This is a genomic window from Mycobacterium sp. 94-17 (genome assembly GCF_035617725.1).
Classification (GTDB): domain Bacteria; phylum Actinomycetota; class Actinomycetes; order Mycobacteriales; family Mycobacteriaceae; genus Mycobacterium.
The window spans coordinates 45,321-64,125 of record NZ_JAPIYN010000019.1 but is presented as its reverse complement, the minus strand read 5'-3'; the positions used below and the strand labels follow the sequence as shown (position 1 = coordinate 64,125).

General features: G+C 65.9%; 19 protein-coding genes and 2 tRNA genes. 11 read left to right on the top strand and 10 right to left on the bottom strand.

Going from position 1 to position 18,805, the window contains the following annotated elements; genetic code table 11:
• Window positions 1-5 precede the first annotated feature (5 nt).
• Entirely contained in the window at window positions 6-1,604 is a 1,599-nt protein-coding gene (locus OQ789_RS20045; RefSeq protein WP_420716158.1) for a carboxyl transferase domain-containing protein, read from the bottom strand.
• 186 nt (window positions 1,605-1,790) lie between these two features.
• Between OQ789_RS20045 and OQ789_RS20040 the strand changes: the two genes are divergently transcribed.
• Window positions 1,791-2,447 (top strand): TetR/AcrR family transcriptional regulator, encoded by a 657-nt coding sequence (locus tag OQ789_RS20040; protein WP_324687864.1) that lies wholly within the window; start codon window positions 1,791-1,793, stop codon window positions 2,445-2,447.
• 63 nt (window positions 2,448-2,510) lie between these two features.
• Window positions 2,511-3,290: an MmpS family transport accessory protein gene (locus tag OQ789_RS20035; RefSeq protein ID WP_324687863.1), complete on the top strand. Its 780-nt coding sequence runs from the start codon at window positions 2,511-2,513 to the stop codon at window positions 3,288-3,290.
• Between the two features lie 4 nt (window positions 3,291-3,294).
• Here OQ789_RS20035 and OQ789_RS20030 read toward each other — a convergent pair whose 3' ends face one another.
• Complete coding sequence (locus OQ789_RS20030) at window positions 3,295-4,644, bottom strand: MFS transporter (protein ID WP_324687862.1); 1,350 nt, start codon at window positions 4,642-4,644, stop codon at window positions 3,295-3,297.
• 69 nt (window positions 4,645-4,713) lie between these two features.
• Between OQ789_RS20030 and cmrA the strand changes: the two genes are divergently transcribed.
• Window positions 4,714-5,520 carry a mycolate reductase gene (cmrA, locus tag OQ789_RS20025; RefSeq protein WP_324687861.1) on the top strand — a complete coding sequence of 269 codons (807 nt, stop codon included), beginning with the start codon at window positions 4,714-4,716 and terminating at the stop codon, window positions 5,518-5,520.
• Between the two features lie 3 nt (window positions 5,521-5,523).
• Here the strand turns inward: cmrA and OQ789_RS20020 are convergent, their stop codons facing one another.
• On the bottom strand, window positions 5,524-7,071 hold the full coding sequence (locus OQ789_RS20020; protein ID WP_324687860.1) for a helicase HerA-like domain-containing protein: 1,548 nt from the start codon (window positions 7,069-7,071) through the stop codon (window positions 5,524-5,526).
• A gap of 171 nt (window positions 7,072-7,242) precedes the next feature.
• Between OQ789_RS20020 and orn the strand changes: the two genes are divergently transcribed.
• The 4 genes from orn (at window position 7,243) to OQ789_RS20000 (ending at window position 9,380) form a co-directional block, all read left to right on the top strand.
• The gene (gene orn / locus OQ789_RS20015) at window positions 7,243-7,890 is read left to right on the top strand and encodes an oligoribonuclease (RefSeq protein WP_324687859.1); all 648 of its coding nucleotides are present in this window, start codon (window positions 7,243-7,245) and stop codon (window positions 7,888-7,890) included.
• Window positions 7,891-7,945: 55 nt separating this feature from the next.
• A tRNA-His gene (locus OQ789_RS20010) sits at window positions 7,946-8,021 on the top strand.
• 105 nt (window positions 8,022-8,126) lie between these two features.
• Window positions 8,127-8,525: a hypothetical protein gene (locus OQ789_RS20005; protein WP_324687857.1), complete on the top strand. Its 399-nt coding sequence runs from the start codon at window positions 8,127-8,129 to the stop codon at window positions 8,523-8,525.
• A gap of 516 nt (window positions 8,526-9,041) precedes the next feature.
• Window positions 9,042-9,380: a DUF732 domain-containing protein gene (locus OQ789_RS20000; protein WP_324687855.1), complete on the top strand. Its 339-nt coding sequence runs from the start codon at window positions 9,042-9,044 to the stop codon at window positions 9,378-9,380.
• Window positions 9,381-9,445: 65 nt separating this feature from the next.
• On the opposite strand, the gene OQ789_RS19995 is transcribed toward OQ789_RS20000, so the two are convergent.
• The 4 genes from OQ789_RS19995 to OQ789_RS19980 form a co-directional block, all read right to left on the bottom strand.
• Entirely contained in the window at window positions 9,446-9,763 is a 318-nt protein-coding gene (locus OQ789_RS19995; RefSeq protein WP_324687854.1) for a CDGP domain-containing protein, read from the bottom strand.
• Window positions 9,764-9,946: 183 nt separating this feature from the next.
• Window positions 9,947-10,072, bottom strand: a complete 126-nt coding sequence (locus OQ789_RS19990; protein WP_324687853.1) for a hypothetical protein — start codon at window positions 10,070-10,072, stop codon at window positions 9,947-9,949.
• 130 nt (window positions 10,073-10,202) lie between these two features.
• Window positions 10,203-11,399: a L,D-transpeptidase gene (locus tag OQ789_RS19985; RefSeq protein WP_420716157.1), complete on the bottom strand. Its 1,197-nt coding sequence runs from the start codon at window positions 11,397-11,399 to the stop codon at window positions 10,203-10,205.
• A gap of 187 nt (window positions 11,400-11,586) precedes the next feature.
• On the bottom strand, window positions 11,587-12,489 hold the full coding sequence (locus tag OQ789_RS19980) for a DMT family transporter (RefSeq protein ID WP_324687852.1): 903 nt from the start codon (window positions 12,487-12,489) through the stop codon (window positions 11,587-11,589).
• A 329-nt stretch (window positions 12,490-12,818) separates the two neighbouring features.
• Between OQ789_RS19980 and OQ789_RS19975 the strand changes: the two genes are divergently transcribed.
• The 3 genes from OQ789_RS19975 (at window position 12,819) to OQ789_RS19965 (ending at window position 16,600) form a co-directional block, all read left to right on the top strand.
• Window positions 12,819-14,063, top strand: a complete 1,245-nt coding sequence (locus OQ789_RS19975) for a GNAT family N-acetyltransferase (RefSeq protein ID WP_324687851.1) — start codon at window positions 12,819-12,821, stop codon at window positions 14,061-14,063.
• A gap of 234 nt (window positions 14,064-14,297) precedes the next feature.
• A tRNA-Lys gene (locus OQ789_RS19970) sits at window positions 14,298-14,370 on the top strand.
• Window positions 14,371-14,860: 490 nt separating this feature from the next.
• Window positions 14,861-16,600, top strand: a complete 1,740-nt coding sequence (locus tag OQ789_RS19965) for a DUF3556 domain-containing protein (protein WP_324687850.1) — start codon at window positions 14,861-14,863, stop codon at window positions 16,598-16,600.
• Here the strand turns inward: OQ789_RS19965 and OQ789_RS19960 are convergent.
• A complete protein-coding gene (locus OQ789_RS19960) occupies window positions 16,587-16,814 on the bottom strand; it encodes a DUF3618 domain-containing protein (RefSeq protein WP_324687910.1) in 228 nt (75 codons plus the stop codon). The genes OQ789_RS19965 and OQ789_RS19960 overlap by 14 nt on opposite strands.
• A gap of 104 nt (window positions 16,815-16,918) precedes the next feature.
• Here OQ789_RS19960 and bcp point away from each other — a divergent pair, with 104 nt between their 5' ends.
• On the top strand, window positions 16,919-17,398 hold the full coding sequence (gene bcp, locus OQ789_RS19955; RefSeq protein ID WP_324687849.1) for a thioredoxin-dependent thiol peroxidase: 480 nt from the start codon (window positions 16,919-16,921) through the stop codon (window positions 17,396-17,398).
• Window positions 17,399-17,585: 187 nt separating this feature from the next.
• On the opposite strand, the gene OQ789_RS19950 is transcribed toward bcp, so the two are convergent.
• Both OQ789_RS19950 and OQ789_RS19945 read right to left on the bottom strand, forming a co-directional pair.
• A complete protein-coding gene (locus tag OQ789_RS19950; protein ID WP_324687848.1) occupies window positions 17,586-17,960 on the bottom strand; it encodes a hypothetical protein in 375 nt (124 codons plus the stop codon).
• A 30-nt stretch (window positions 17,961-17,990) separates the two neighbouring features.
• Complete coding sequence (locus OQ789_RS19945) at window positions 17,991-18,551, bottom strand: hypothetical protein (protein WP_324687847.1); 561 nt, start codon at window positions 18,549-18,551, stop codon at window positions 17,991-17,993.
• Window positions 18,552-18,805: the final 254 nt, after the last annotated feature.

Here is an 18,805-nt window from a genome sequence, read left to right as displayed (position 1 = left end):
TGCACTCACATCCGGAAGACGCCGTAGGAGACCGGCTCCAACGGTGCTTGTGCGCACACCGAAAGAGCAAGCCCAACAAAGGTTCTGGTGTCGGCGGGGTCGATGATCCCATCATCCCACAGCCGAGCCGTGGAGTAATAGGGGTTGCCCTGGCTTTCGTACTGCTCGCGAATGGGCGCCTTGAACGCCTCTTCCTCGTCGGCCGACCACGGTTTGCCGGCACCGGCGAGTTGCTCACCGCGCACGGTCGCCAGCACCGATGCGGCCTGTTCGCCGCCCATCACCGAGATCCGGGCGTTCGGCCACATCCACAGGAAGCGTGGCGAATAGGCCCGGCCGCACATCGAATAATTGCCCGCCCCATAGGATCCCCCGATCACGACGGTCAGCTTCGGCACCCGGGCGCAGGCCACGGCGGTGACCATCTTGGCGCCATGCTTGGCGATGCCGCCGGCCTCGTAGTCGCGGCCGACCATGAAGCCGGCGATGTTCTGCAGAAACAGCAGCGGGATTTTGCGTTTGTCGCACAGCTCGATGAAATGCGCACCCTTCAACGCGGATTCGCTGAACAGCACGCCATTGTTGGCCACGATGCCCACCGGGTGGCCATGGATGTGGGCGAAAGCGGTCACCAGCGTCTTGCCGTAGTTGGCCTTGAATTCGCTGAATTCGCCGCCGTCGACCAGCCGCACGACCACCTCGCGCACGTCGTAGGGCACCCGCGGATCGGGCGGCACCACGTCGTAGAGCTCGGTCTGTTTGCAGGTGGGCGCCACCGGGGGCCGCACGTCCCACGGACTGGGCTGGCGCGGGCCGAACGTGGCCGCGATCGCGCGCACGATCCGCAGGGCGTGCTCGTCGTCGTCGGCGAGGTGGTCGGTGACGCCGGAGACCCGGGAATGCAGGTCGCCGCCGCCGAGGTCCTCGGCCGTCACGATCTCGCCGGTCGCAGCCTTGACCAGGGGCGGACCGCCCAGGAAGATCGTGCCCTGCTCGCGGACGATGACGGCCTCATCGCTCATCGCCGGCACGTAGGCGCCGCCGGCCGTGCACGAGCCCAGCACCGCCGCGACCTGCGGGATCTTCCGGGCGCTCATGGTCGCTTGGTTGTAGAAGATGCGGCCGAAATGCTCGCGATCGGGGAAGACCTCGTCCTGCCGCGGTAAAAAGGCCCCCCCGGAGTCCACCAGGTAGATGCACGGCAGCCGATTCTGCAGGGCCACCTCTTGGGCGCGCAGGTGCTTTTTCACCGTCATCGGGTAGTAGGTGCCGCCCTTGACCGTCGCGTCGTTGGCGACGATCACGCACTCGCGGTCCGACACGCGGCCGACGCCGGTGATGATGCCCGCTCCCGGCGACTCGTCGCCGTACATGCCGTCGGCGGCCAGCGGTGCGAGCTCCAAAAACGGGCTGCCCGGGTCGAGGAGGCGGTCCACCCGTTCGCGGGGCAACAACTTGCCGCGGCTGACGTGACGTTCGCGTGCGCGCTGGTTGCCGCCCAGGGCGGCAGCCGCCAGCTTGGCATTCAACTCGCCGACCAGCCGGCGGTGTTCGTCGGAGAAAGACGCCTCGGCCTTGGCGGGCCAGCTCACCACGTTGTCCATCGCCGCAGCAGCCTCCTTGCCGTCGTGCGGTCGGGGCGGTTTTGAGTTAATGCTGATTAACTCAGGGGGTGAGAATACCATTGCCACCGTTGCCGGTCCAGGGAGCACCGCACCCCGCTACATTGGCGAGTTAATCGCGAATAACCCGTGCTACGTTAGGGCCAATTGACCAGACGGGGGTTCGTCATGACAGCGTCCGCCTCCGAGGGCCAGGCCGGTCCCGCCGACACCCCAAATCGCCGGAGCCAATTGAAGTCCGACCGCCGGCTGCAACTGCTGGCCGCCGCCGAGCGACTGTTTGCCGAACGCGGATTCCTCGCGGTGCGGCTGGAAGACATCGGCGCGTCCGCCGGGGTGAGCGGCCCGGCCATCTACCGCCATTTCCCGAACAAGGAGTCGCTGCTGGTCGAGTTGCTGGTGGGCATCAGCACCCGGTTGCTCGCCGGTGCCCGGCAGGTGCAGGCCGACGGCACCGATGCGGCCGTCGCACTCGACGGGCTGATCGACTTCCATCTGGACTTCGTCTTCAACGAGCCCGACCTCATCCGCATCCAGGATCGCGATCTCGCGTATTTGCCCGAGGCCGCGGCAAGGCAGGTGCGCAAGTCCCAGCGTCAATACGTCGAGGTCTGGGTGGCGGCGCTGCGGGAGCTCAACCCCGAGCTGGCCGAGGCCGACGCCCGGCTGACCGCGCACGCCGTGTTCGGCCTGCTCAATTCGACACCGCACAGCATGAAGTCCCCCGACACCGTGCGCGGCAGGTCCGCGCGCGCGGCGCGGTCGCGCACCGTCATGCGGGCGATGACGGTGGCCGCACTCGCGGCCGGAAATCAATGCCCCTGACCTTCAGGCCGTAAGCTGACTCAGGCCGTCAGCGCCGAGTCCAGGTACCCTGCAAGCCATGAGGTGGACATGAACGATTCACGTCCCACCGAGCGGTTTCCCACATCGCAGCCGGGGTCGCAGCAGCCGAGGTACTCGCCCTCCGCCGATCCCGCGTACGCCGACCAGACGCCCTACTACACACAAAGCTATGGCGGCCCGATTTCGCCGTGGGCACCCGCCCCGAATGAGGCGAACACCACCAAGCCGCTGCCGGCGTACTGGCAGCACGACCTTCCCCCGCCGGGCGAGCTGCCGCCGGGCACCGCCGCGCCGCCGCCCGGCGGCCCGAAGTCGCCGCGATGGTTGTGGATCGGCGCCGGCGCCGCCGTGCTGCTGGTGGTCGCGTTGGTGATTGCGCTGGCCCTGGCGAACGACGCGATCAAGACCCAGACCGCAGTCCCGCCGCTGCCGGCCATGCCGGAGCCCAGCACGGAGGCCCCGACGACGTCGACGCACAGGTTACCGTCGCTCATTCCGGCGCCGATACCGCCGACCAGCGTGCCCGAGCCGCCGTCCGAGACGACCGCGCCGGCGGCGATGCAAGACGTCGTCTACACCGTCACGGGTGAGGGTCGCGCGATCAGCATCATGTACATCGATACCGGCGGCCTCATTCAGACCGAGTTCAACGTCGCGCTGCCGTGGAGCAAGGAGGTGAGCCTGTCGAAGTCGGCTGCCCATCCGGCCAACGTCACGATCGTCAACATCGGCCACGACGTCACCTGCACGCTCACTATCGACGGGGTGCTGATGAGCAAGCGCCTCGGTGGTGGTCTGACGATTTGCGACGCGCGCGGCTGAACCGCTAGGACGGGTCGGCGGGGTCGGCCACCAGCGCGGTGCGCAGCGGAACCCGGACGGCCAGCATCGCCACCAGCCCGACGATCAGCACCACCGAAATTCCGCCCAGGCCGGCCCGCACGGCGCCGAAGGCGTCGACGAACACCGAGAACAGCCACGGCGCCACGAACGCCACCGCCCGCCCGGTCATGGTGTAGAGACCGAACGCGACCCCTTCGCCGCCGTGCTTGGCCATCTGCAGCAGCAAGGCGCGCGACGACGACTGCGACGGCCCGATGAACAAGCACAGCAGCAGCCCGCAGACCCAGAAGGCCACCGGCCCGGACAGCGCCATCAACGTCAGCCCCAGCACGATGATCGCGAACAGCGACGCCACGATGACGGGCTTCGATCCGACGCGGTGGTCGACGAACCCGCCCAGCACGGCGCCCACCGCAGCGATCACGCTGGCGGCCACCCCGAAGATCAGCACGTTGGCCTGCGAGATGCCATACACGTTGACGCCGAGCACCGCGCCGAACCCGAAGATCGCCGCCAGCCCGTCCCGGAAGAGCGCACTGGCGATCAGGAAGTAGACCAGATTGCGGTCGCGCCGCCATTCCGCGGTGATCTCGGTCCACAGCTTGCGGTAGCCGCCCAGCATGCTCGTCGGGCCGTGCGACTCCCCCGATTCGGTCAGCCGGTGCGCGACGAACAGCAACGGCAGCGCCAGCACCGCGAGCCAAATCGCGGCCACCACCATCGCCTCGCGGACATAAAGCCCGTCCCGCAAGGGAACTCGCAGCAGGCCACGTGTCGCGTCGGGCCCGGTGCCGGATCCGGAGATGAACCCGGTGTAGACCACCAGCAGGAGCAGAACGCTCCCGACATATCCGGCGGCCCAGCCGAACCCGGATATTCGCCCCGCGGTCTGCGGTGTCGAGAGCTGACGCAGCATCGCGTTGTACGGCACGCTGGCCAAGTCGCCGCAGGCCGCCGTCGCCCCGAGGAGCACCAGACCCGCCCACAGGTAGCCGGGGCGGTCGTGGATGAAGTACATCGAGCAGGTCAACGTCACCGCCGCGGCCGTCAGCACGCTCAGCGCCACCCGTCTGCGATGCGGAGACTCCACCCAGACGCCGACGGCGGGTGCGAGCACGGCGACGGTCAGTCCGGCGATGGCCGCCGCACGGCCCAGCCAGCTGGCCGGCGTGGTGGCGCCCCCGATACCCACCCCGACGCTGCTGGTCAGGTAGACGGAGAAGACGAACGTCGCCACGATCGCGTTCAGACCCGTCGAGCCGCAGTCCCACAGCGCCCAAGCCACCACCCGCGATCGCGCGGGGGCGGCGGAACGCGACTCCGGCCGGCTCATTCCCGGCACTCTATTAGGCGCCCGCGATCGGCTGCGTGCCGCGCTTGGCCCGCTGTCTACGATTGGCCCATGCCGCTACCCGCACCCAGCCCCGAGGCGCGCGCCGTTGTCACCGGGGCGTCGCAGAACATCGGTGAGGCGCTCGCCACCGAACTCGCCGCGCGCGGACACCACCTGATCGTCACCGCCCGCCGCGAAGACCTGCTCAAGGGCCTGGCCGCGCGCCTGACCGACAGGTACGGCGTCACCGTCGACGTGCGCCCCGCCGACCTGGCCGACCCGGGCGAACGCGCGAAGTTGTGCGACGAGCTGGCCGCCCGCCCCATCTCGATCCTGTGCGCCAACGCGGGCACCGCGACCTTCGGTCCGGTCGCCACGCTCGATCCGGCCGGCGAAAAAGCCCAGCTGCAGCTCAATGTCCTTGGGGTGCACGACCTTACGTTGGCGGTACTGCCGGGAATGGTCGAGCGCGGCGCGGGCGGCATCTTGATTTCCGGTTCGGCGGCGGGCAATTCGCCGATCCCATACAACGCCACCTACGCGGCCACCAAGGCGTTCGCCAACACCTTCAGCGAATCGCTGCGCGGCGAGCTGCGCGGGTCGGGCGTCCACGTGACGCTGCTGGCGCCGGGCCCGGTACGGACCGATTTGCCCGACGACGCCGAGGCCTCGCTCGTGGAGCGGCTGGTGCCGGACTTCCTGTGGATCTCGACCGAGCACACCGCGCGGGTATCGCTGGATGCGTTGGCACGCAACAAGATGCGCGTCGTTCCGGGTTTGACGTCGAAGGCCATGTCGGTGGCCAGCGGGTACGGTCCGCGCTCCATCGTGGCGCCCATCGTGGGCGCGTTCTACAAGAGGCTCGGCGGCGGATAGGCCTTACCTCCGGCGGCCCCGGCCGCCGAACATGTTCTTCACGACCTCGCGTAACACCGTGTTGATGCCGCTCTTCACCGCCGAATTGTTCAGCACTTCCTCCCACACCGCCGGGCCCTTCGGCTCCGCCGGTTCCGGCATCGGTGGAACCGACTCATTCGGCGGGACCGGCAGGTAGTCGGGCCGGGCCTGCGGCGCCCCGGGTTGGCCTTGCGCGCCGGGTTGGGGCTGCGCGGGTTGGGGAACCGTCTGCCCGTATTTCGTCTGCAGCGTTGAGTTTTTCGCCGCGTCCTTGATTTTGTCCTCGCCGATCGACGCCATCAGCGAGCGCGGTACCCGCATCCGGGTCCACGCGACCGGTGTCGGCGCACCCTTCTCGGACAACACGGTGACCACCGCCTCGCCGATCCCCAGCGACGTCAGCGCCGACTCCAGGTCGTAGACATCAGTTTTCGGGTAGGTGCGGACGGTCCTGCTCAGGGCCTTCTGGTCGTCGGGGGTAAACGCCCGCAACGCGTGCTGAATTCGCGCGCCGAGCTGAGACAGGATGTCGTTGGGGATGTCCGTCGGCAGCTGGGTGCAGAAGAACACCCCGACCCCCTTGGAGCGGATCAGCTTGACGGTCTGCTCGACCTGCTCGAGGAAGGCCTTCGAGGCGTCGGCGAACAGCAGGTGCGCCTCGTCGAAGAAGAACACCAGCTTGGGTTTGTCGATGTCGCCGACCTCGGGCAGTTGCGTGTACAGGTCGGCGAGCAGCCACATCAGGAACGTGGAGAAGATGACCGGCCGCACGGACTGACCGGTGAACTCCAGCAGCGAGATGATGCCCTGGCCCTGACCGTCGTTGCGCAGCAGATCGTTCGGGTCGAGCTTGGGCTCGCCAAAGAACGTGTCGCCGCCCTCGGCGTCGAGGTTCACCAGCGCCCGCAGGATGACGCCGGCCGTCGTCGCCGACACGCCGCCCAGCGATTTAAGGGCTTCCTTGCCCTCGTCGCTGGTCAGGTAGCCGATGGCGCCGCGCAGGTCGTCGGTGGTGACCAGCCGCCTGCCCTGGTCCTTCGCCCAATGGAAGATCAGGCCCAGCGTGGACTCTTGGGTGGCATTGAGCCCCAGCACTTTTGACAGCAGAACGGGACCGAAGCTGTCGACGGTCGCTCGTATCGGCACGCCGATTCCGTTGGTGCCCAACGACAAGAACTCGACCGGGAACGCGGAGGCCTTCCAGTCGTCACCGGTGTCCTCGGCGCGTGCCGCCGTCTTGTCGTTGCCATCCCCCGGTTGGGACAGCCCGGACAGGTCACCCTTCACGTCGGCCATCAGCACGGGCACACCCGCCGCGCTGAGCTGTTCGGCGATCAGTTGCAGCGTCTTGGTCTTCCCGGTTCCCGTCGCGCCGGCCACCAGGCCGTGCCTGTTGATGGTGGCCAGCGGTATACGGATCTGGGCCGCCGGATCGGCCGTGCCGTCGATGACGACCGTGCCCAGTTCCAGTGCCTGGCCGTCGACGGCGTAGCCGTCGGCGATCCGCGTCGCGGCCGCTGAATCGGTCATCGTGCTGTGCCCCTCTTCCCGGATGGTTCGGCATGCAGGTCGACAAGGCTCACCCTACTTCTCCGGCTCATCCGGGAGCGAGGGCGCGCGCGCCTCCCGGGCCTGGGTCCGAGGCGGCGACCCGCCGCGCCCGGCTCCGGCGCACTTGCCATCACAACTAGTCTGAGCGCTGTGCGAGACGAATTGGTGTGGATCGACTGCGAGATGACCGGGCTTGATCTGGGTTCGGACAAGCTGATTGAGATCGCGGCGCTGGTGACCGACGCCGATTTGAACATCCTCGGCGAGGGAGTCGACGTGGTGATCCATGCCGACGACGCCGCGCTCGCGGCGATGGGCGACGTGGTCACCGAAATGCACACGCGCTCCGGGCTGACCGACGAGGTGCGGACATCCACCGTCGACCTGGCCACCGCCGAGGCGATGGTGCTGGGTTACATCGGCGAACACGTCAAGCAACCGCGGACGGCGCCGCTGGCCGGCAATTCCATCGCCACCGACCGCGCCTTCATCGTGCGCGACATGCCCGCCCTGGACGCGTTCCTGCACTACCGGATGATCGATGTGAGCTCGATCAAAGAACTCTGCCGGCGCTGGTACCCGCGGATCTACTTCGGGCAGCCCGCGAAGGGGCTCGCCCACCGTGCGCTGGCCGACATCCACGAGTCCATCCGCGAGTTGCAGTTCTACCGGCAGACCGCCTTCGTCGCGCCGCCGGGGCCGTCTACCAGCGAAATCGAGGCGGTGGCTGCCGCCCTGACCGGCGAAAAACACGAACCGGGGATAAGTGATTCGGCCGGCGCGCCGCCGACCGGTTAGTATCGACGTCGCCGCTCGTGGACCGTCAGCATGCATCGGTCGGCGCGTGGTCGTGGTGGGTGTAGTTCAGTTGGTAGAGCGTCAGGTTGTGATCCTGAATGTCGCGGGTTCGAGTCCCGTCACTCACCCCACAGGTCAGAGGTGGCATTCAGCCCCTCTGACCTTCTCGTTTTGGTAGGGACTTGTCAGGCTACTGCCGGGACGACGCCCCCGGCTTAAGCACTGCAGAAGACACGATGGCAGACATCGCCATTGGTCACACGTCCGGCCAGCTGATGCCATCGCTGCTATTTACGCGCGCGCGGCGATGGCAATATCGCGGGCAATATCGCGGGCTCGCCGCCAACCACGGTGTACGAGGCGAATGTAAGCGCGGCTTTTTCGCCCGGCGATTTCTCAGTCAGGCGATGCGGTTAACTGACCCGAATCACCGCACTGAGAAACAAGCAAATATCCCCGGCGTCGAGGCCGGCGGGTTATTTCTCGGCTGCGCCGGGGACGGGCGCTGTGATCGTTATGCAGCCCGAGGATCCGAACATCACTCCGGTCGCCACTATCGCAAGTGCGAGGGCTTTCAGGATTTTCTTGGCGCTCATCGTTCACACCTTCCTGCTGGTGGAGATAGGTGGAGATAACTACTGGCCCGATTGGCTGATGCTACCGCGCCTTTTGACGCGTGTGCAGTGATTGCGCAAACCAGCATGCGCCCAATTGGCTACCAATGGCGCGACGCCGAACACAGATGTTCCAAAAGATCCGCCAATCGAAAATAGCGCGATTCTGAATTGAGTCCGGCGTGACTCCGAATCCGTCGATCACGTCTCTCAGGAGCTGGAATGCGACTCGCCGGATCAACTCCACGACGAACGAATACATCAAGGGCGATCCTGTGCATCAGCCTGTCATATCCGCAGAACCCATCGGCCGAGTGGTTCCGACCCGCGAAGGGCGCGACGGGGCGTGTCTGCGTCAACCGGTGCATCGGGCAGCGGAATCTGACGAAATTCGAAGGTTTTGCACAGCCGGACGGGGTTAAACTGCCATCCCCGATCATGCCAAGGGCTTTGGCCCCTGGTTGCGGAGCGCGGCGCGGAGGTTGCCGGGGTTGGTCGTCCAATCCGCTCCGGTCGCGCTGGAAAGGAGAAGGAATTGTGGCGGCGCTGAAGCGCTATGGGCGGCGGGTTCTGGGCCTGGCGCTGACAAGTGGCGCGGTGGTCGCCGGGGTCGTCTGGGCCGGCCCGGCTCATGCTGACGTTGCCTCTTTTCTCAAAGACCTGCACGGCGATGGCATCCATGACGTCGACGGGGGTGACGCGACGTTAGTTCAAGTGGGCCAGGAGATTTGCCAACAAGTATGGGCGGGCGTGGATGTGCGAGAGCTGAAGCAAACCGTGCTGCAGACCTCCGACGCCAGGCTGGGCAGAGGCGGGCTCAGCCCTCAACAGGCCAGCGACTTCGTCAACGACTCCGTCAACGATCTGTGTCCATGACGCGCTGGCGATACAACGAAAGTGTTTGCAGCACAGCTGATCCCGTCCGCAAATCTTGACGAGCCTCAGTCGTCGACGTGAAACTGTGGCTGCCCGATCGGCAGCGACGGCCACGGCTTGGCGGGGTCCACCCGATAGCAGGTGTTGCTCGGCGGCTTCCACCTGTAATTCCAGCCGCCCCAGAAGACGGGGTAGCCGGAATTCTGGTGGCACCGCTGCCAGGTCCCGTCGGGCGCGACTGGTTCGTCGCAGTAGGTGTTCTGGGCGTCGATCGAGATGCACCCCGCCCGGGCCGGTGGTGCGGTCAGCACTGTGGCGGCACCCTCGACGGCGATCGACGATGCGGCGAGGGCAGCCATCAGCAGGCCCCTGGTCACCTTCATCTCCGAACGATAAGCCACCGCCGCGGGAGCTGCCACACGAAAGCAGCCCGATAGATGTCCCGGACGGCCGTGCGCCCTTGCCGCACAAGGTTTCCCGCACGGATGCCATCACTGAGGCGATGCGATCAGCCGAGCCCGGATCGCCGCAGTGACACGCACGATGTCCCCCGCGTCGCGCGAGAGCTACATCGCGTGAAAGCCGCCGCCTCCGGCGGGCGCCGTGATGGTTATGCAGCCCGACGATCCCAGCATCACGCCGGTCGCCACGATGGCGAGTGCGACAGCTTTCAGGATTTTCTTGGCATTCATCGGTCACACCCTTCTGCTGGTGAGATAACCGCGGCGGCGAACTGGCGCCTGGATAGCTGATGCTATCGCTCATTTGGACGCGTGTTCAGTAAACGCGCAAACCGCCGAAGGCCCGCGGCCGGCAGAGCCGTCAGGTGTCGGCGTTGCCCGCTTTCCATTGCGCCCAAGGGATGTTCCAGTCGCCCAGCCCCTCGATCCCCGACAGCGTCGGCCCGACCGTGTGCACCACCTCGACGATGTCGCCGCTCTTGCTGTGATCGTAGAACCACTGGGCGTTGCCGGGACTCACGTTGAGGCATCCGTGACTGGTGTTGGTGTGGCCCTGGGCACCCACCGACCACGGCGCCGAATGCACGAAGACGCCGCTGTAGGACATCTGCGTGGCCCAGTCGACTTCGGTGCGATACCCGTTGGGCGAGTTGACCGGAACGCCATAGGTCGAAGAATCCATGATGATGTGTTTGAACCGCGCTCCAATGATGTAGACGCCGTTGGCCGTTGGGGTGCTGTCCTTGCCCATCGACGTTGGCATGGTCCTGACGACTTCGCCGTTGACCCGCACGGTCACCTGCTTCGTGGTGTCGTCGGCCGTCGAGATCACCTCGTCACCGATGGTGAAGTGCGTCTTGACGTTGTCCTCGCCGAACATGCCGTCGCCCAGGTCCACGCCATAGGTGTTGACCGCCACGTCGATGGTGGTTCCCGGCTTCCAGAAATGCTCTGGGCGCCAACGGACCTCGCGGTTGCTCAGCCAGTAGAACGCACCCTCCACCGGGGGGTTGGTGGTGATGTTGACGGCCTTCTGGGCCGCGGCCCGGTTCGCGATGTTCTCGTCGAAGCGGATCGCCACCGGCTCGCCGATGCCCACTACCTCGCCATCGGCCGGGCTGACGTACGGCATGGTGAGGTGCGCGGGCGAACTGGTCTCGAACGCCATCTGCTTGCTGGTCGCGCCGCCCAGACCGGTCGCCTTCACATTCAGCGTGTAACGCCTGTTGTAGCCGAGCTGCTCGGTGGTCGACCAACGCAGGCCGTCGGGACTCAACAGCCCACTGATCGACCTGCCGTTCTCGTTGACCATGGTGACCGAGGCGAGCACGCCGTCGGCGACGGTCACCGTCACCGGCGCGTCCACCGTCACACCGACCGCGCCGTCGGTCACCGAGGCGGTGACCTTGGGCACCAGCAGGTCGGCCAGTGGAGTGCCCTTGTCGAAGATGGCCGTCGCGGGCGCCGCCGCGTGGTCGCTGTTGCATCCGGCGCCGAACATGGCAATCACAACAATCGCGATCACCAGCCATAATCTTCGTCTCAGCAAATGCGCCATCCAGTGACCTTCCATATGATTCTCCAGTTGGTCACCGCTGACCAGTGAGGTAGCTGAAGGCATTCTAATGGCTCGTTCCGACACTCGAATGCGCGCGCGAGGCGGGGCGGCCGATCGGTGTCAGCACCGCAATGAATTCGTCATTCAAGCGCAGTCCCGACGGCGATGGCGCCGGCGGCGGAGCCGGCTACACCGGCACGCCGGCCTGGCCGTCGCACCGTGCCTCGATCCTGTCGCGGGTGCTGACGGCCTCCACGCGCGCGAGTTTGACGATCGCAGCCGTCATCACCAACGCCGCCACCACCAGGGCGATCACCCCCGCGCCGCCCGTGTTCAGCGTCTCGCCGAGGACCACGACGCCGAGCACCGCCGCCACCACCGGCTGCGACATCTGCAGGGTCGGCATCGACGCGGTCAACGGGCCCGCCCGAAACGCGGACTGACTCCACACCACGCCCCCCAGCGCCATCAGAACGCAGGCGTAAAGCTCCGGGGTCCGGGTCAGCGCGCCCGCGCCGTCGCCGAGGCGGGCGACGACCTCTTTGGCGAGCACCGCGAAAACACCCCACAACGACCCGGACGCGAAGGCGAACAACGCCGCGGCCACGGCGCGGCCCCGCATCCGGCCGACGATCACGCAGCCGGCCAGCAGCGGCCCGAGCACCGCGGCCACCGCGGCCCAGGTTCGCAGCGACGCGCTCGTGTGACCGGCCTGCGGGTTGCCGACGACGACGACCACGATCACCGCCGCCGTAAGCACAGCGGCCCAGACCCATTCGCCGCCGGTCACGGTGCGGTTCGAAAATCTGGCGTTGGCGGGCAGCGCGAACAAAACCGACGACATCAGCAGCGCCTGCACCAAGAGCACCGAGCCCGTACCGAGCGCCGCGGCCTGTAATCCGATGCTCGCCACCAGAAGCAGCGTGCCCCACCACCACCGTTGGTTGCGCAGCAGGCCGGCGAGCAATTCGACGGGACCCACCGTCGGGTCGGCCATGCAGTGTGCCGCGCGCTGCTGCAGCACGTCGCCGATCGCCACGCAGAGCGCGGAGCTCAGTGCCAGCAGTGCCGCGATTTGCGTGTGGGCCATAAGGGTTTCTCCATGACGTTCTCCGGCGGCGTGCCCTCCATCGGAAATCACCGGGGCAGGGACCGGCACGACCGTCGCGATGATGCGGCAGGCGATCTCAATCCTGGCGATTGCTTCCCAACATGGCCTATCGCCTACCCGGAACCGTGCCGGTTGACCCACGATAGGGAATCGCCCAGACAAACCCCTGGTGGCGGGGCGTGGCCTTCGATCCGTGGATCGAGGTTTGGCCGTCTCGGACTCGGGTATCGAACCTAACAGCGCGTCGAGGACTCGATTCGGGGTGCGCAGTGCCGTTTCGCCTGGGCTACAAGCAGATTGGATGTGAAATGGACCGCGAGGACGCTACCGACGACGGCACCAACGTTCGGCATCCCACCGAAAACGACTGGCAGGCGGTCTTCGAGAACCAGGCTCGGACTTTCGGCGATCCGGTGGGACCGGAGGATCTCGAGGCATGGAGACGCCGCGTCAGCCTCGACGACATTCTCATCGCCGAGGATGCCTCCGACCCGGAGCATCCAAATCTGGTGGGAACGTCCATCATCTACCGTTCGCGGCTCACCGTGCCCGGTGGCAACTTGCGGGTGGCGTGGCTGACGATGATTGCGGTCGCGTCGACGCATCAGGGCAAGGGGCTCTGGGCACAGCTGAGCGCCAAAGGGCTTGGGATACTCTTGGACCGCGGCTATCCGATCGTCTGCGGCGTTCCGACGCAGACCGCGATGTATGACGGGTTCGGGGCGGGCGTGTCGAGCTACAGCCACACCTACTCCATTGATCGCCGCTTCGCGAAGTTGCGTATCCCGCCGAGCCGGATCCGGGCACGTGAGGTCAACGCCGCCGAAGCGAAGCGGCTCGTGCCCGAGATCTACGAACGGTGGTGTGCCGCAACCAATGGCGCGATATCCCGGGACGACGCGTGGTGGGACGATTACCTGGACGATCGACCGAACCAGCGCGGCAACGGATCTGCGCTTCACTACACCACCCATCCCGACGGCTTCCTGACGTACCGGGTGGTCGGATCCCAACAACACGCGTTCCGCCCGCCGCTGGGCACCGTGGTCGTCGAAGACTTCTGCCCCATCACCGACGAAGCGCACAGCGAGCTCCTGCAGACGCTGCTGGTGCTGGAGATGTTCTATCGCGTAGAGATCGCCGTGCCGGCTGACGATCCGCTGCCGCTCAAACTCGTCGACCAACGCGCCGCCGAATCCCAGGGTGTGAGCGACTTCCTGTGGGTGCGCATCAACGACGTCCCCGAAACGCTCGGCGCGCGCAGCTACGCCGCCGATGCCGACATCGTGCTGGACGTCACAGACCCGCTCGGCCTGGCGGGCGGCCGCTTTGCGCTGCGGATTCGTGACGGCGTCGGGAAGTGCACGCCGCATGACGGTGCCCCGGACATCGAGATCGGCCTGGCCGACCTGGCCACCATCTACATGGGCGCGCATTCGGCTTCCCAGCTTGCCCGCGCGAACCGCATCGGCGAAGTCCGCCGGGGAGCGCTTAGCGAGCTGGACGCCGCCTTGCGCACCGAGCGGTCGCCCTTCTGCGGCACCCTGCTATGACCAGCAAATGCGTTGCATCACAATCATTTTCGTCATGCGAACCCAACCTGGCAAGGCGAGCGGCGTCGCGGCCCACCGCGATGGTTCGCCGGCAAGCGGCCATTGTGCGACGCGGCAAGCCCGAGTGCGCGACGCGATCACTCGGCGGGCGCGGCTACCCTGGGGCGAGGTCGGGATTTCGCTCTGCGGCGCAACGTTTGTTATTGTCGCGTACGCGGTCTCGGTCGACCACACGCGCCGTTAGCTCAGTTGGTAGAGCAGCTGACTCTTAATCAGCGGGTCCGGGGTTCGAAACCCTGACGGCGCACAACGCCACCGGATATGTCAGTATCTGGTGGCGTCATCATGTCAGTTTCGGGCTCGCCCGGTGGGTGGTAACCGTCCACGAATCCGTCCTCCGGCGCGTCCCGGGTGCCCACGATCACTGTGACGCAGTTTTTCAGAGGGGACCTTCTAGAAGACTGAGCTCCAGTGGGTGCAGCCCACGACGGCCACTTCCACGCCGGCATCGATGTCCGCTGCGAGTATCGGGTCCATGCGGTCTCAACCGGCGGTTTCCGCGCCGCACGGGGGGCCTACATGGCCGAAAACGACCCACCTGGCTGGGAGTAGCCGAACCGCCGGCGCCGGCCAGAGCCACGCAGGCGGCAGGCGGCGCGGCTACCCGGATCGCGCGAACAATTTGCCTCCGTATCCCACCGCAGACGGCCCTCCTGCAGGTAATTTCTTGCTGACATCGATCGGCGCCGTCAGCGCCGACGGGTCGCCTCGAGACAGGCCGCGTCGAAGGAGCCGCAATGGGGTTCATCCAGCCCAACCTGCCCGTTGTGGACATGGCCGAGTGGAGCAAGGGCACGCGTGCCGAACGGATCGTCCCGATGGCGCGCCACATCGCCGAACACGGCTTCGGCACCCCACTGGTGATGCCCGTGATGTACGGCGTGAAGGTCGCGCTCTACGTCCTGGGCGGCTGGCTCTTCGCGTGGTCGACCTCCGGCATCGGCGGCTTCACCGAGGTCGGCGCGTGGTGGTCGGAGCCGATCGTGTTCCAGAAGGCCGTGCTGTACACGATGCTCTTCGAGGTCGTCGGCCTCGGCTGCTGCTTCGGGCCGTTGGCCGGGCGATACTTCCCGCCGATGGGCTCGATCCTGTATTGGTTGCGACCGGGCACCATTCGATTGCCGCCCTGGCCTGCCCGGGTGCCGTTGACCCGCGGCAGCAACCGCAGCGTGTTCGACGCGTTGCTCTACGGCGCGTTGTTGGTGCTGCTGGTCTCGGCGCTGATATCCGACGGTGGCGGGCCAATCCCCGCTCTGGACACCACGATTGGCATGCTGCCGTGGTGGCGGACCGCAGCGATTCTGGCGGTGCTGGCCGTGCTCAGCGTGCGCGACAAGGTGATCTTTTTGGCCGCGCGCGCCGAGGTGTATGCGCCGCTGGCGCTGGCGTTTCTGTTCGCCGGAGCCGACGTCATCGTCGGGGCCAAGGTCGTGTTCATGGTGATCTGGCTGGGCGCGGCGACCTCCAAGCTCAACAAACACTTCCCGTTCGTGATCTCGACCATGCTGGCGAACAATCCGTTCATCCCCTCTGGCCCGCTCAAGCGGTCGATGTTCAAGCACCATCCGGATGATTTGCGGCCCAGCGCGTTGGCCGGCTTCATCGCGCACTTCTCCACCGCCGTCGAGGGTCTGGTGCCGCTGGTGCTCTTCTTCTCACACGGCGGCTGGCCGACGGCCATCGCGGCGTTTGTGATGATCGTGTTCCACCTCAATATCCTGCTGGCCTTCCCGATGGGCGTGCCGCTGGAGTGGAACGTGTTCATGATCTTCGGGGTGCTGTGGCTGTTCGTCGCGCATGCGCGCCTGGGTCTGGCGGACATCACCCACCCGGTGCCGATCGCCCTCCTGTTCGCGGTGATCGCAGGCACCGTCGTCCTGGGCAACATCTATCCGCGCAAGGTGTCCTTTCTGCCCGGCATGCGGTACTACGCCGGCAACTGGGACACCACGGTGTGGTGCGTCAAGCCGTCGGCCGACGAGAAGATCCGCACCGCCTCCCGCGCGCTGGGCCCGATGTATCACCTACAGCTCGAGCGTCTGTACAAAACCAAAGAAGAAACCCTGGTGCCCATTCATCTTGCCTACGCCTTCCGAGGGATGAACACGCACGGGCGCGCGCTTTACACGCTGGTACACCGCGCGTTGGCGGGCTACGACGAGGCCTCCTACAACCTCTGCGAAGGCGAGAATGTCTGCGCAATGGTTCTTGGCTGGAACTTCGGCGACGGCCACATGCACAACGAGTGCCTGATCGAGGCGCTGCAGCAGCGGTGCGGGTTCGAGCCGGGCGAGGTTCGGGTGGTAATCCTCGACGCCCAGCCCATCCACCTCCAGCGCCAGGAGTACCGGCTGGTCGATGCCGCGACGGGCGAATTCGAACGCGGCTACTGCGACGTCGACGACATGGCCACCAACCAGCCGTGGGCCGACGACATTCCGGTGTACGCGCAGGCCGGTCGCGTCACCGATTCCTGACCCGGCGCACGGCCACCACCACGACGATGGCCCCCACGCCGGCCAGCGACGCCAGCACCGCGGGCTTCTGCACGAACCCGATCACCCGGACCTTGAGGTCGTCGGCGAGGCGCCGGGGATTGGCCCGCTCGGCGAGCGAGTCGACGGTGGCCGCCAGCTGGTCACGGGCGAGGTCGATGTCCTGCTTGATGGCTTCGGGGTCCCGGTCCGCCACTGTGTCCTCCAAGTCGCCCGCTGTCCGGCTCATGCACCTGCCCGAACTACCCTAGATCAGCTGGCGATAACCCCAACGCCCCGGTGAACAGAAAGGGACCCACGTTGACCGAGACCACGCGGCTTGCGCCCGGCGACAAAGCACCCTCCTTCAGCCTGCCCGACGCCGACGGCAAGACGGTCAAGCTGGCCGACTTCAAGGGGCGTCGCGTCGTCGTCTACTTCTACCCGGCCGCGTCGACACCGGGATGCACCAAGCAGGCATGCGACTTTCGGGACAGCCTGGCCGAGCTCAACGGTGCCGGCCTCGACGTGGTCGGCATCTCCCCCGACAAGCCGGAGAAACTGGCCAAGTTCCGTGACGCCGAGGGCCTTACCTTCCCGCTGCTGTCCGATCCCGACCGCAAAGTGCTGACGGCGTATGGCGCCTACGGCGAGAAGCAGATGTACGGAAAGACCGTCACCGGGGTGATCCGGTCGACGTTCGTGGTGGACGAGAAGGGCAAGATCGAGGTCGCGCAGTACAACGTGAAGGCTGCACATACGACAATAGGTATCCAGAAGATTATCGCCAGGTCGCGTTGAGCGTTGATTCGGCGGAAAGCGAAGGGTGCTAGACCATTCCGTTGTTGCTGGCCTGGGATAGCGTCAGATCATGCCGCAACGTACATGGGAACAGCTCTTCGAACGAGGCGTTCGATCGGGCCATTTGGGCGCCGAGCGGCTCGTTGTCGCCCTGCGGGTTCTATCCATCACATGGCCAAGAAGTTAATCAGCCTCTGTCAACCAGCTTGACGGGATCGCTTGTATAGACCGTCTTGTCGACCCTAGGAACGTCTTTGACATCGATACGTTCGGGCACTTCCTTCTGCGGGCCGAAGATGTCCGCTCCGCCACCAGTCAATAGCTTCCGGAATGGCGCAGCAACACTCATGCTGTCGTAAACCTCGACGACCCTAACCCTGATCTTTTCCAGCTCTAGCTCGCCGAGAACTTCATTGGTTTCAGGATCGACGATGACTTCGTTCTCTGGCCGCAGTACGGCATATATCCAACCTGGTTTAACGCCGTGTTTGGCACCACGGTTGATGACTAGTCGGCCAGAGTTAATAACTCGTGCGACTTGTCCGCGTTCGGCATCAGGCATTCGCTGTACTCCCTGCATCGTACGGACGGCTCATTCGGGGTCCTCCTCGACTGTCTGTTCACGCGAGGCCCGTAGACGCGAGTACTCCTCGTCTATGGCGTCAGGCGCGAAGTAGCGCCAATCTTGGATTGAGTGCCTTGCCTGCTCACGTTGGGTTCGAGCGTTTTCGGCGATGACACGGAATATGGTCAGCATTTCGGCCTTTGGTGTGGGTGCTGGATCTTCTTGGACGGCACTGAGCGCCAATCCTTCGATACGGCCGAAACCATCCATCAGGTTGAATATCCTGCGGACGGAGGAAAGGGCGTTTCGTTGAATCTCCTGCTGCTCTCGGGCTTTTCGTGCTGCTGCGCTGCGCTTCTCACGCTTCGCTTTCGTGCGGTCGACCAGCGCTGCTAACGCCCATCCGGCGCCCACCGATATAGCGGTCAAGATCACCGACATGAGCAGGTTCTCGGTCGGGCTCGGTTGCCGCCCACGCGCAGACAGGACGCCGAGCGCGATAAACCCAACCGTGGCGAGTAACAGCACGGAAGTCCATATCCACAGGCCCGTAGCTGAGTCCTCGTCGTCGGTGTCGAGATCCGCCACAGCTGCGATTTTGCCAGCAAGAACCGACGTGCCGGGGTGAGCCGCGCCGTCCGTTATCGCCGGATCATTCCGCTGGCTGCCTCGCCGGTGTCGGGCTGTACGAGCCTCGTCCCAAGTTGTGTCCGCCTGTGGCCGGTTGACGGCAGCGATTCAGCCGCAATCGTTTATCAGCATTTACGCAGTAACACGGGGCGATGTCCACGCCAGACAGCGGAGAATATCTGGTAGGGCCTCGACGTTTGACCCGGTGCTTT

Bases quoted from the DNA above. Each gene is read 5' to 3' on its own strand.
- OQ789_RS20045 (WP_420716158.1), bottom strand. From the start codon at position 1,604: ATGGACAACGTGGTGAGCTGGCCCGCCAAGGCCGAGGCGTCTTTCTCC.
- OQ789_RS20040 (WP_324687864.1), top strand. From the start codon at position 1,791: ATGACAGCGTCCGCCTCCGAGGGCCAGGCCGGTCCCGCCGACACCCCA.
- OQ789_RS20030 (WP_324687862.1), bottom strand. From the start codon at position 4,644: ATGAGCCGGCCGGAGTCGCGTTCCGCCGCCCCCGCGCGATCGCGGGTG.
- cmrA (WP_324687861.1), top strand. From the start codon at position 4,714: ATGCCGCTACCCGCACCCAGCCCCGAGGCGCGCGCCGTTGTCACCGGG.
- OQ789_RS20020 (WP_324687860.1), bottom strand. From the start codon at position 7,071: ATGACCGATTCAGCGGCCGCGACGCGGATCGCCGACGGCTACGCCGTC.
- OQ789_RS20005 (WP_324687857.1), top strand. From the start codon at position 8,127: ATGGCAGACATCGCCATTGGTCACACGTCCGGCCAGCTGATGCCATCG.
- OQ789_RS19995 (WP_324687854.1), bottom strand. From the start codon at position 9,763: ATGAAGGTGACCAGGGGCCTGCTGATGGCTGCCCTCGCCGCATCGTCG.
- OQ789_RS19990 (WP_324687853.1), bottom strand. From the start codon at position 10,072: ATGAATGCCAAGAAAATCCTGAAAGCTGTCGCACTCGCCATCGTGGCG.
- OQ789_RS19985 (WP_420716157.1), bottom strand. From the start codon at position 11,399: ATGGCGCATTTGCTGAGACGAAGATTATGGCTGGTGATCGCGATTGTT.
- OQ789_RS19980 (WP_324687852.1), bottom strand. From the start codon at position 12,489: ATGGCCCACACGCAAATCGCGGCACTGCTGGCACTGAGCTCCGCGCTC.
- OQ789_RS19975 (WP_324687851.1), top strand. From the start codon at position 12,819: ATGGACCGCGAGGACGCTACCGACGACGGCACCAACGTTCGGCATCCC.
- OQ789_RS19965 (WP_324687850.1), top strand. From the start codon at position 14,861: ATGGGGTTCATCCAGCCCAACCTGCCCGTTGTGGACATGGCCGAGTGG.
- OQ789_RS19950 (WP_324687848.1), bottom strand. From the start codon at position 17,960: ATGCCTGATGCCGAACGCGGACAAGTCGCACGAGTTATTAACTCTGGC.